Raw genomic sequence first — 12936 nt, 5'->3', positions numbered from 1 at the left:
TTTATTGGATTAATAGCTTTAGAGCACGTACGGAAATAGCATTTTTCATGACCATCTGTTGTTTGTTGCCTTCAGGCGCAGCTGAAGGAATGGTCTGGGTAGAAGAAACCACTCCAGCCAGATTGCCAGCTTCCGATAGGATAGGAGCACCGCTTGATCCGACCGCATAGTCTGCACTGATGGTCATTCTATATTGTCGGATTCCCGGTGTCCTCGGGTTCAACATCAAACTGTTTTTGTTGACGATGCCTTCCTCAGATAATAATAGATATGGTCTGGATGGGAGATAATATATACGGGTTCGCCGGGTAATAATACTGGACCTAATGAAATAAAAGGTAATTTCTTTCCATTCGTTTTAACCTTGAAAACGGCTAGATCATTGCTGGAAGAAAAGGCCAGTAACTCATCCATCACATATACCTCACCATCTATGCCTTCAATAAAATAAGTGCTGAGGTCTTTGCTTTGTTGCAAAGTATCTGTTGGCTTATCCGTATGGATCAATTCAGCGAGCACATGGTAATTCGTGACGCAGATGCCATCAGAACTGATAGCAAAAGCGGAGGCATATAGATCGGCATAGGGATAATCATTTTTATCTTTTTGGTTCATTCGGCCCATCAAAAAGACAGCTGTTTTTTTTGCCTGAAAAAGGTCCCTAGGCCTCAATGCCTCTGTGGATGGATTACCCACTAATTTCCATGAAAATGATTGTTCATTTTTTAATGCCTTGGCTTCGATTTGAATTTGAGGTACTGTTTTTCCTTGCTGTGATTTAAATGCAGCCTGTACTTTTTCCTCCAAGCCTTTGTGGAATAAGGCATCGTTCATGAAAATGCTGTCTGTTTGGTCCTGTGCTTTGGCCTCCTGCTGTAGACAGGATAAAGCCAGAGCCAAGGTAAATACCCAAAAAGGATGTGTTTGAAACAATTTCATGGTTAAAACAGTTCTTCGAGTTTTTTGATTAATTCTTCACCTCTTAAGTTTTTGGCGATGATCTGTCCATTTGCATCCACTAAGAAGTTGGTTGGAATCTGTACGACATGGTACATTTTGGCTACATCACTATCCACGCCAGTTAGGTCGGAGGTTTGTTTCCAAGTCAGTTTATCGGCAACGATGGCTTGTCGCCACATTTTTTCAGCCTCTTTTTTATCCAAGGAAACGCCTAGGATCTCGAATCCCTTTTTGTTGAACTGATTGTAAGCAGCCACTAAATTTGGGTTCTCAGCACGGCATGGTGCACACCAGCTTGCCCAGAAATCGATCAATACATATTTTCCTCTGTAATCCGATAGGTTGACCGTTTTGCCTTCGGTATCTGGAATGGCAAAATCAGGTGCCGGCATGCCGATATCGACAATAGCCGATTGCATGATCAATGAATTGATCATTTCACCTCCTGGAGATTGCTTTAAATCGTCTGACAGCCCTTGGAAAAGCTCTTTCATTTGGCTGTTTTCTAAACTTCCGACCAGGTTGTATAACTCCGTAATGGATACGGCACTGTTGCCATGGTTCTTAATAAAGGAAACAGCAAATTCATTACGACTGGCATATAATTCATCCATTTGCTTGTCATACTCCTCTTGAGAAATCTTAGGCTGAGGATTATTGTACTGATCATCTAATTTTTTGATCTCTGCTGCCAATTTGGTTTCAAAATCTTTGATCTCTAAGTAATCTGTATAGGTCTTTGAACCTGTAATTTGGACTTCATTTATTTTGTTGAAGTCGCCATTGACCTGAATATTTCCGGGTTCCACGAATAAAAAGAATGCGGTGCTGTTATTACCCGATTTATTGACCAAAAATGAATTGGTAGGACCTGGAATCGTTCCTTTGAATTCAAATTTTCCATCAACCACTTCGGTGGAATCTTGGCCTGGATAGTCACCGCGCTGTTCAAGATGGATATATTTGCTCGGCCAATTCTTGATATCACCTTTAATGCTAAAGGATTCTTGAGCAAAAAGGGCTGAATTGACTGCTGCGGTTAAAAATAAAGCAGTTATCGTCTGGATGTATATTTTCATGATTGTGTTTTTATAATATTTCAGTTGTTATCATTGTCCTTCTATTTCTTCCTCTTGTTTGTCCTTGCCCATCATTGGCAGGCTTTCGGATAACAGTACACCTTCTGGGCTTTCCTTGATGTAAAGACTAAGGGAATTGAACAGGGCAACCAATTCCGCATTAAGGAGGCTATTGGTCAAGGTTTGGATTTCTGATAAGCTAACGATGCTGTTTGGATGTTTTTTAATAAAGTCTTTGGAGTATTCAATATCCAATAGGCTTAGGCTATCTAAGCTTTTATAGTATTGTTTTAATACCGTGCTATCTTCAGTGGTAAATTGTAATTGCACATATTTACTCATTTCCTGATCGTATTTTTCATGACCTTCCCTGAGTTCTATAAAGTCATTGTACGTAGGAGAACCTTTGATTTCTACGTTTTTAAAATCGTCGAAACTACCATTGATACTGATGTTTCCAGGTTCTACGTATAATAATTTTGCGACACCACTTTTTTTCTGGGTGATCAAATATGCTGCGGTGGCTCCAGGGATACTGCCACTGAATTGGAAGCTGCCATCTGTGGTGGCTACTGAGTCAACTCCAGGATAATTACCTTGACGAACCAAATAAACCGTCTCTGTTGGCCATCCTTCAATTTTACCTTTTACAGTAAAATTATCTTGGGAAAAACCGAGTTGGGTGATTATAAATAATTGAATGAATAGCGCAGATAGAATTGTTTGAATTTTCATGTAATTAAGCTTATAGTGAATGGTTATTTAAATATTTCTTTCAGTTTTTCCTGTAATTTTTCTCCCACAAGGTTCTTGGCGATAATCTTTCCGTCTGGGCCAATCAAAAAGTTGGATGGAATAACTTGGACGGCATAGGTTACAGCGGCTTCGTTTTTATTGCCTTGTAGGTCGGAGATCTGAGGCCAGATGACGCCATCGTTTTCAATAGCGCGTTTCCAGCGCCATTCCTCTGCTTTGGAGTCAATGGAAACTCCTAGGATTTCGAACCCTTTATCCTTATAGGATTTATAGGCCGCAAGGAGATTTGGGTTTTCCCTACGACATGGAATGCACCAGCTCGCCCAAAAGTCCACGAGCACATACTTTCCGCGGAAATCTTGGAGTTTGATGGTGTTTCCAGCTGTATCCTTCTGTGCAATATCAGGTGCAATTTTTCCTATTTCAATGTTCGCCAAGTTTTTCATGTAGGCATTGATATCTTCAGCCTGTACACTTGCGATTAATTTAGGGTCTAATACATCATATAGTTTCTTGAGTTCGGTATAGCTCAGGTCTTGGCTTAAGCCAGCAAGTTCATAGACGGTTGCTGGGCTTGATGGATGCTCCTTGATGAAGGTTTTCGAAATCTCAATGTTTTTTTCCGTCAAGCTTTTAATTTCATTGCTAATGCTTTTCGTTTTAGTTTCGTCCTTTTCATTACCTAAGACCTGGTAAAGGCTGTCGATTTGGTCGCCAAGGGTTTTATGGATGTTCTTGATTTCATAATACTCATCAGTGGATTTGGAACCAGTTACTTTGGCTTCTTCCAGATTAGCGTATTGGCCGTGGATCTCGATATTTCCGGGTTCTAAAAAAAGGAATTTATATTTAGGTTCCTCGCCATCTAGGGAAACCAAGAAGGCGTTGGTAGGACCTTCGATCTTGCCACGGAATTCAAAGGAACCGTCCTTGTTTTCTACAGAGTCCTTACCCGGGAAATTACCTTTTCGTTCAAAGCGGATATACTTGGAAGGCCAGCCTTCGATTTTTCCTTTAACCACATACTCACTTTGGCTAAATGCTTCTTGGCTAAACAATGAACCAACTAATAGAAGCAAGGGGGTGATTTTTCTAATATTTAATAAAACTGTCATATACGTAATATTTAATTGATACCTTCTATTTCTGAAATATATGGGAGGCCAAATGAGCTTTCAATAATGTTGAACTTGGAGAATTTTGCTGTTACTGGATTGATGAATTTTAGGTTCTTCCTATCGGGTCTATCCGCTGTACTTCGATTGTCAATATCGCCTGCTATAAAAATTCCTTCTTTTTTCCAGGTCTTGCCATCATTGCTGGAATAGGCTTCTACTTTGGAGAAGTTGTAATAGATATCATAAGAACCTAGGTAAGAAGGGCTGAAGATGAAACCTTTGAGGGTTTCGGTTTTTCCCATATCGATAGTGATATCCTTAGGTGTGCTACCTGCAGCTTTCCAAATCGTAGCTATTTTACCGTCAAAAAGATTGGTGACCGGGAAATCTTTATTGTTGTCATTTACCTCGGCGGTTGCCTTCCATAAACTACGGTCCATTTTATTGCCTTGCAAAGCTGGCAATGGGTAAGCGATATTTTCGGTGTTGTATTCCTGGATATTGATTTCTATCAAGGCATAATTGGCACCCAGTTCTGTCATTGGTTCTACGAAATTATTATTGCTCGTATTTTCCAATTCAATTATGCCGATATAGTTTTTATCGGATTGTTTGAGTTGCTGGTAGTCGATTGAGAAAGCAAAGCTATCTACGGATACCGAATCGCCCTTAGGAAAATTGACTGTTGGTTTTATGATCTTTATTGCGCTTTCCGGGATTCTATTATACGTGTTCTTTTTAATCCCTTCCACCCAAGTTTTTACACTGTCCGTATTGTTTAACCTGATACCGCCTTGAACGGCAATATCCAATGGATGGTTTATCCTGGCGGAGAATTTGAAAACCTTGATTCCATTCTCTTGGTTATTGATCTTGGTTACGGAATGATAGCCATTGATCACATAATAACCTCGGATAAAATTGGTGTTTAAACCGCTTTCAGGTTTATACACATCCATTTGGATCAAGGAAGGAGTGATGGATACCTTCATCTTGACAAACATGTACTTACTCTTCAGCTGTGCTTGTCCAGAAACGACCTTAAGTTTGATAGGGACTAGGTAAATAGTGTTATGCTCTAAGAGACTGGCGTTTTTTAAGTGCAGTTTTAAGGAGTCTGTTGAAGTTGATAATCCAGACTCAATATGAATGACACCTTTATTGCTCAATTCAAAAGCACCTTCTTTAAATACCGGTGATTTGGTATGGTTGAGGCTATCATATACCGCAACTAGAGAAGGATCTATTGTTCCTTGTACCACTACTTCTTGTGTGGCTTCTTTTTGCAATAGCACTGGTAAACCCGGTGCGGAAAGGGTTCTGTTGTTTACGGCAGAATCACCAAGCTTCATGGCTGTCCCCGATCCGATCGTTGTGCTCAGGTAGTTGCTGAATTCATTGGCTACCTCTTGATATAAGTCGAGCTTGTCTTTCTTGCATCCAAGAAAGCTGCTGAATACGATAAGTACGAGCAGAGCTGAGAGGCCATATCGAAAAAGTATATTTATTAATCTATTCATGATATTAATGCGTTGTATTCCTTGACCTGATTCACTCATTATCTAGGATTTGGTTTGATGTCTGGATTGTTGTTGGTAATCAGCGGAGCAATCTCCATCAAATAGCGCGGTGAATTGGGCTTGATAATGGCGACTGTCGTATCTTGATAGTTATAATTGTCATAAAAGCTTCGGACGATGTTTTTACTGAACCTTTCTTCACGGTTCAGTCTTTTTAAGTCGAACAACCTCAAACCACCATGGCAGAAAAGCTCTCTTCTTCTTTCCTCCAAAACCGTTTTTAAGATCTCGTCATCGGCTATTACTAAATCAGTTGAATTTTCAATTCGGTTTTTTCTCAGCAAATTTAGGATGGGTAATGCCTCTTTAGGTTTGCCCGTTCTAGCTAAGCATTCGGCTTTGATAAGCATAACCTCTGGTACAGCAATGCTATAGTTGAAATTGTATTTTCCATCTTGATTGGCAAAAACATCATAGTAGTCGAAGTTGATTCTCCTTCGAAAATCTGAGGACGTTAATAAAGAGTCTAAGCTTTTGCTGATCTGTATCCTAAAAGAGTAAGTCAGGTTTAGATCATGGTCTACACCTGTTTTACCTAATAAAACCTCTGGATTTCGGCTTTGATCCAGCAGGTTTAATGGAGCTGCAGTAAGGGTCTGGTAATTCAATAAAGAAGATTTCAGGGCCAGGCATTCATCAGCGGATTTCAAAGCTTCGGCGTAATTTCCCATCAGTAAATGGGTTCTGCTCAATAGGGCCAAGGCCGATGCTTTGCCCGGATGGATGATCGTATTGCCCATAACAGGGAAGTCAGCGGTAGCGATGGCTTCATTTAACTCTTTAATGATTAAAGTATATACCTCTTGGACTGTTCCTCTTTTAGGTTTAACGCTAGCATCTGGGATCAGTGAAATTGGAATTGCCAATTCTGTTGCGGCTTTACCATTGGTATAGTCTTGGCCATATATATTTGCCAACTGTAAAAAATACCAAGCACGGTTCACCTTTGCTTGTGCGATTGCAATGGCCAGGCCTTTTTGCTCATCTTCATTTTTCGGTTTTACTTCAGCGGCCTTGAGGATCAGGATATTCATTTGCAGGATGCGCTCATAGGCACTTTTGTACATAAAGTCCATCTCACCTGGTCCCCAAATATGTTGGGCATACATATAAGCATTGCCGTAATATTCATTTCGGGCGAGGGCAGGAAAGCTGAGGTCATCGGCCATGAGGTCTGCAAGAATAAAATTGCAACGTGCTATGGAGTCGCTATTCAGCATTTCCTGAAAGTCCTTGAGGGTAGAGGGGTTCACATTTCCGGTGCTTGGCATAATATCCAAGAATTTCTGACAAGAGGATATGGTATATATAATCACAAGACTCAGAACGATAAAATAATGTTTTGTCTTCATGGTTGTACGATTAAAAAATAACGTTTAGTGTAGCCCCATATTGAATAGGAGTAGGTAAACCAAGTCTACCACCTGTATCCACATTATTAGGGTCGTATTTATATCTGTTTTTCGCCCAAACGGCTACATTTTGCATGTGCGCAGAGATGCGAAGGCTTTTTACATATTTTTCATTGAGAAAACTCTTTGGGATTTCCCATCCGACCATCACTTCTTGGAGTCGGATGAAATTGGCTGACATAAAGCTATTGCTGGAGTTCTGAGCCAAGAAACTACGTATGGATAAACCTGTGTCATTGGTGAGCGCAGGAATATCGGTGAAAGCTTCATCACCTGGTTTTTTCCAACGTTGGCTGATCAAATTGGAATTTTCGTATTGAGCCCCCGAATTGGAAGGGATAAAGCGGCGCATAATACCACCGAAGCTTCCCATAAAGGAAACACGAGCGAAGAATTTGCCATAGGTTATATCATGCATGAAACCACCTGTCCATGGTGCTCTAGTGGCACCCATATAGACGATGTCATTCGCCAGCACAGTTGAATCCGGGGTGGCAGTGATGTTGCCTTTCGCATCATAGATCTGGGGTTCACCTTGTGAATTTAAGCCTGCCCAACGGTATCCCCAAACATTGGTCGTGCTATAGCCTTCTCGGAAAGCCGATAGAAATTGTCTGCTGGCAGAATAAGGAGTTTTAGGAATTGATTTAGCCATATTGACATTGTAAGCCCCATTGATGGCGAAACTATAACTGAATTTTGGCTTTCTGACGATGTCAGACTTATAGAAGAATTCGACTCCTTTATTCACAATATTGCTAAAGGTGATCTGATTGTCCAATCCTGTTGAAGGGTCCGTAGGAATAGGGATATTATTGGTGATCCCTTGGTCTGAACGGTTGTAGTACCTTAGGTCAATGCGATGGCGGTCATTGTTCAATCCAAATTGGAGATAGATTTCAATGTTTTTGTTCCTTGGTGGCAAAACGGAAAACGTACTATTGGTAGCCAATCCAAAACCTCCGCCGGCACTGCTGTTTGTTCCCATCATCAGTCCCAAACCTTGGATAGAAGAAAGGTCTTGATAGGTTCCACCAATCATAAATGTACTGATCCCTTCAGAGGTGAAATAGGATTCTTTCTTGATATCATAGGAAATATTACCATTGAATTGTTTTTGGCCTTCTGGGGAACGGTCAAAGGTTCCATTGAACATTAAGGTTCCATCTCTTAAAGTTCCTTCCAAGCCTGCACTAAAATACCTCAGGGTCCTGCGTTGGTTAAAAGATGCTGAATCTGTCAGGCTTCCGCTAGGGGATATGCCATCCAATTTCATGGTGTTATATCGACCATAAACCGATAGATCACCACTAAAAAGGTTCAATCTTAATTCTTCAAAAATATTGAAGGAGGATTGGCCAGCCTGTGGTACGGGAATAAAATTATTGACCCAGATGGCGTAGTTGTTCCATTCTGCCTGTCTGTATCGGTTACTTCCAATCGTAGTAGGCAGGTCAGGCATTTTATTTCCCATCAAACCAGCAGAAACCATAACGCCTGATAGCCAATCGGGAAGGTTTTTATGTTTGAATTGGTAACCCACAATGGAATTAAAGGTCCTCGTTGTAGCAAACTTCTCCTTTCCATAATTAGGACTGAAGGCCTCGCTATAGTTGGCATTGAAATTTATGGTCTTCTCTTTATAATCGTAATTGATTCCTGCATTCCAGTTTAAGTTCCTAAAGATCGAAGTGTCACCTGATGAAGGCGTCAATAAAGCAAATGGATAGATCAATGCTGCAGTACTACTGTATAGTCTTCTGAAGTTTTCAACACCTTGATTTCTATCTCCCGCAGGAAGAAAGATTGCGGAACCTTTTCCTGTATTTTGATTGTATCCATAACGGGTTATATTTCCTGGTCTTTCCCTCGTTTCGTTCGCCCCACCAGCACCAATATTGGCTGTAACGGTATGCTCATCGATCTTTAAGGAATAGCTAAGACCGGAACGGATATTCCATTGTAAATACTTGTCCTGGCTATTGTTTAAGATGTCTCCCGGTGGTACATAAAAGTCTACCGAACCAGCGTTTGGTGACCCATAATTATTAAAGAGTTGTCTTCCTTCACTGCTTTGTCGGTCTGTAATTCGGTCATTGTTGTTGCGTGTCATGCGATAGAATACCGAGTTGTCCCAACGCAAGCCTTTGAATAGATCCCATTTCATTTCCAGACGACTTTGTACCAAGGTGTTTTTGGATAGACTGTTCATCAAGCGGCTGTCTTCCAACATATTGATGCCATGGTTGAAATATCCGTTTTTCATGATAAGGTTATTGTAGACCTCTCCAAGCACCTTTTGGTCATAGATATAGTTTCCTTGTCGATCCAGGAACATCTGATAGGCAGGGGGAAGGTTGTAAATGGATAGTTCATTGGCACCACCTTGCGAATTGGTCCTGTTGGCATTGATCTGCCAGTTTGCTATTAACTTACCTTTTAACAGGTTGAAGTTATTTTTCAAGTCTACACCATAGGTGTTGGAATTATTGTTGAGTCCATGGGATTTGAAATTATTATAGGTCCCAGTCAGGGTAAACATATATTGAGGAGTACCTCCAGAAAAGGACAATAAATGGTTTTGGGACATCACGTTCTGTTGGAGATGAGCCACCTGCGCTTCATTGGAGAGAGCCGAAAGGGAGTCAATCCTACGATTGAATTCTGCTTCGGTAATTTTGTTGCCCCTACGCCAAGCGAAAAGTCTTTCGGCTAAATTTAGGTTTTCAAAATCACCATCTCCAGGGATAAGGTCCAAAGCTGCAGCACTTTTTAGATAGTCTATAATATCTGCTGAGCTAGCTAATCCTAATTTGGCCATGTCGTATTTTGGAGCAGGCTTAAAGTACATATTGGCGTTATATGTAATGTTGACCTGATTCTTTCTTCCGGTCTTGGTCTTGATCAGGATAATACCTGCTGTGGCACGAGGTCCCCATTTGATCAGTTCCTTAGGGTCTTTGATCACTTCAACCGATTCCACATTGGCCATTGGATAGTCCGCTGGGAATTCCTCTACTGGGAATCCATCGATAATAACCATCATCCCTTCGGTATTTCCAAAACTGGCAGAACCTCTGAGTTCTGGAACCAGGGTAACACTGGCTTGATTGGAATACTCGATAAAGAATCGACCTGCATCACCACCTCCAGGAAGGCTAGTTTTATTTTCAATAGCATCGATCATCCTTTGCCCATTTGGGTAGAATTTCTGAAGGAATTGATCCAATGTATAATAGGTTTTTCTAAGTCCGCCGCCTTGACCTGATTGGATAGTTCCAATTTCGGTGATCCCGACAATCTTTCTTTTGTTGGACGGCAGGATCTGTAAGGTCAAGCCCGGAACAGTACCTTGCAGTAATTGCCCAAGGTTCATGTATGACCTGTTGGTCATATCGATCTGGGTATTTAAGTTTAGGTTTTTCTTGACGCGTGCCTCTACAGTTACTTCGTTTACCGCTAGTACTTGGTTGTACAGCGTCACGAGCATATTTCTTTCCCCACGAAATAAAATCGTACTCTCTTTATAACCTTGGCAGGTAAATGTAACCAAGTCACCCCTTGAGGTTTCTATATTAAATCGCCCATTGATGTCGGATATGCTCCTGACGTTTTTGGGGTCCTTGTTATTCACGATCGTTACTCCCCGAATGGGTTTACCGGCTTGGTCTCTGATCTCTCCTTCTACCATTCGAGGTAAATTCGGACGAACGAGTTGATCCATGTTGACCTCAATGACCGTTTCTACGATCCTTGGTCTTTTTGGGACTAGGACAATAGTGTTGTTTGCAATGGAATAAGAGATCGTCTGTTGATGGAATATCTCATCCAATACAGATCTAAGGTCCTTGTCAGTGACTTTTATCCGTACTCTTTTGGATTTCTTGAGTATCTCAGTGGAATAAAAGAGATCATAATTTGTTTGTTCGACAATCTTTTCCAAAACATCCTTTAATCTGCTGTTTTTTTCATTCAGGGTGACCTTTTGAGCAAACAAGGGTAAGGAAAGCATCATCAAACAAGTGACAATAGCTAATTTGATTTTATTCATTTTAAGGTTATGGTAATTAGGGTTATTGGTAATTTTCTTTATATCATGGGAATACGGTGAGTTTGTTGTTTTGGAGCTGGGTTTTGATTCCACTTAATTCTAAAACTTTCAGTACTTCGGAAAGATTTTGGTTCATGCTAGTCCTTCCGGAGAAAGTTTGACTTTGGTTTACACCCGGTTGGAATTCCACTTCAATGTTGTACCAGCGTTCAATCTGTTTCATAATGCCTGCTAGGTCTGAATCTTGAAAGTTGAAATATCCTTTCACCCAACTAATGGATTGTTTGGCATTCACCTCCGATTTGGCATAACGCTCATTGTTGCGGTCATAAGTAATTTGTTGGTTAGGGCTTAAGAAAAGCTCTTCACCTTTGCATGATATTTTGACCTTGCCCTCCAAAAGGGTCGTCTTGCTTGAATTCTCGTTTGTATAACTGTTTACATTGAATTGAGTGCCCAGTACCTGAATGATTTGATCTTCGGTTTGAACGATGAACGGTGCCTCGGGATTTTTTGAAACCTCAAAATAGGCTTCTCCAGTTACATGGACCTTACGTTCGTTTTCTGCAAATTCTATAGGATACTTAATGGTTGATTCTGCATTCAACCAAACATTGGAACCATCCGGAAGTTGGATTTCGAACTTTCTTCCCTTGGGTGTATGTGCTGTGTTGAAAGAGGTTTTTCCGGCTTCACCTTTGTAATAAATGGAGCCGTCTTTTTTATAGATTTCAACACCATCTTGGCTAGCAATTAGACCATCTGCCAATGAGTCGATTTCAACGGTTTCTCCGTTTTCTAAGGAAAGGATTAAGCCCTCGGTTCCGGCTGTTTTATCTTGTACTGCAATTGTTTCTGGGGGATTGGAATCTGAAATGAACCAGTAAGAGGCGATGCCAAGGACCATCAGTATGCTCGCTGCAATACTTATGTAGGTTTTATTTCTATACCATAATGGTTTTGGTTCAAGTTTTTGGACATTCTTGCCTTCTAGCTTCGCTAATAGACCTTCAAGGATTCTGGTTTTATGTTCTTCTTTGCTGCTCGCAATATGCTCAGGGATAATCACAGGGTCATTCTGGGCACTGTTGTACCAAGTAGCATATTCCTTTGCCTCATCGTCAGAAATCGAGCCATTAAGCCATTTCAGCTCCAGTTCGGCCAAGCGATTTTTATCCATCATCGTAATTTAATTATAGGTCTATATAACTATAATCAAAGTCGAGGCCCTTATCCCTATATAGAAAATGAAAAAAATAATATTTTTTTAATGTTGACTTAATAAAATAGGCAGATGATATAATTAAGACCTGATTTTATTTTTTTGAGCGCACGAGTTAAATGGGCTTCTACGGTCTTTTCAGCAATCAACAATCGTTTGGCAATTTCTTTTTGGGATAAGCCTTCTTCACGGCTCAGCTTATAGACTAATTGGCATTTTTCTGGTAGTTGGGTCACCAGTTTTTCCAATTTGGTCTTGAGTTCTTCAAACTGGAGGTAGTTTTCCATAGAATAGAAATTCTGTTCCTCAGCCTTTTTGCTGTAGTCTACGAATTTCTGTGCTACTGCGAGTCTATGTCTATGATTAATGATTTTATACTTTAGGGCAGCGGCAAGATATCTTTCAATTTGATCACTTAGTTTGATGCTCTGCCTACGTTTCCAGATATCCAAGAAGATATCTTGGACGATTTCTTCTGCCACTAGGATATCGGAAAGCTTATTGCTGGCTACAACCAAAAGTTTATCCCAATACCTTTTATAAATTTCTGTAAATGCTTTAGGGTCACTTTCTTTCAATAGGACCAATAACTTTTCATCAGAATATTTTTCAAACTGGGACATTTTAAAGCTTAAATATCAATCATTAGCGTTAAAATTAAGTCAAATCGATAGCTGTAAGTAGTTAATTTTGCTATTGCATCAAGTTGAATTAATTAAACTTTGATAATTTTAAGTATAAAATTATTAAAATAATCT

Annotated in this window: 10 protein-coding genes; all 10 read right to left on the bottom strand. The window is 40.3% G+C overall.

Annotated features, from left to right (window positions below; genetic code table 11):
- Position 1 precedes the first annotated feature (1 nt).
- Complete coding sequence (locus CKW03_RS15355; RefSeq protein ID WP_093098435.1) at positions 2 to 226, bottom strand: hypothetical protein; 225 nt, start codon at positions 224 to 226, stop codon at positions 2 to 4.
- A complete protein-coding gene (locus CKW03_RS15350) occupies positions 226 to 939 on the bottom strand; it encodes a S1 family peptidase (protein WP_093098434.1) in 714 nt (237 codons plus the stop codon). The genes CKW03_RS15355 and CKW03_RS15350 overlap by 1 nt, the downstream gene beginning before the upstream one ends.
- A 2-nt stretch (positions 940 to 941) precedes the next feature.
- Positions 942 to 2039 carry a TlpA disulfide reductase family protein gene (locus CKW03_RS15345; protein WP_093098432.1) on the bottom strand — a complete coding sequence of 366 codons (1098 nt, stop codon included), beginning with the start codon at positions 2037 to 2039 and terminating at the stop codon, positions 942 to 944.
- A gap of 30 nt (positions 2040 to 2069) precedes the next feature.
- Entirely contained in the window at positions 2070 to 2774 is a 705-nt protein-coding gene (locus CKW03_RS15340) for a DUF4369 domain-containing protein (protein WP_093098431.1), read from the bottom strand.
- A 23-nt stretch (positions 2775 to 2797) separates the two neighbouring features.
- A complete protein-coding gene (locus CKW03_RS15335; protein WP_093098430.1) occupies positions 2798 to 3910 on the bottom strand; it encodes a TlpA disulfide reductase family protein in 1113 nt (370 codons plus the stop codon).
- An 11-nt stretch (positions 3911 to 3921) separates the two neighbouring features.
- A complete protein-coding gene (locus CKW03_RS15330) occupies positions 3922 to 5472 on the bottom strand; it encodes a BT_3987 domain-containing protein (RefSeq protein ID WP_093098428.1) in 1551 nt (516 codons plus the stop codon).
- Positions 5472 to 6845: a RagB/SusD family nutrient uptake outer membrane protein gene (locus CKW03_RS15325; RefSeq protein WP_093098427.1), complete on the bottom strand. Its 1374-nt coding sequence runs from the start codon at positions 6843 to 6845 to the stop codon at positions 5472 to 5474. Before CKW03_RS15325 ends, CKW03_RS15330 begins: the two co-directional genes overlap by 1 nt.
- 10 nt (positions 6846 to 6855) lie before the next feature.
- On the bottom strand, positions 6856 to 10956 hold the full coding sequence (locus CKW03_RS15320; protein ID WP_093098425.1) for a SusC/RagA family TonB-linked outer membrane protein: 4101 nt from the start codon (positions 10954 to 10956) through the stop codon (positions 6856 to 6858).
- 43 nt (positions 10957 to 10999) lie between these two features.
- Positions 11000 to 12139, bottom strand: coding sequence for a FecR family protein (locus CKW03_RS15315; protein WP_093098424.1), 1140 nt, complete (start codon positions 12137 to 12139; stop codon positions 11000 to 11002).
- 95 nt (positions 12140 to 12234) lie between these two features.
- Positions 12235 to 12801 (bottom strand): RNA polymerase sigma-70 factor, encoded by a 567-nt coding sequence (locus CKW03_RS15310; RefSeq protein WP_093098422.1) that lies wholly within the window; start codon positions 12799 to 12801, stop codon positions 12235 to 12237.
- Between the last annotated feature and the right edge of the window lie 135 nt (positions 12802 to 12936).

Source organism: Sphingobacterium mizutaii (assembly GCF_900187125.1).
Lineage (GTDB): Bacteria > Bacteroidota > Bacteroidia > Sphingobacteriales > Sphingobacteriaceae > Sphingobacterium > Sphingobacterium mizutaii.
The sequence above is the reverse complement of the archived record's forward strand: the minus strand, read 5'-3'. Positions and strand labels throughout refer to the sequence as shown.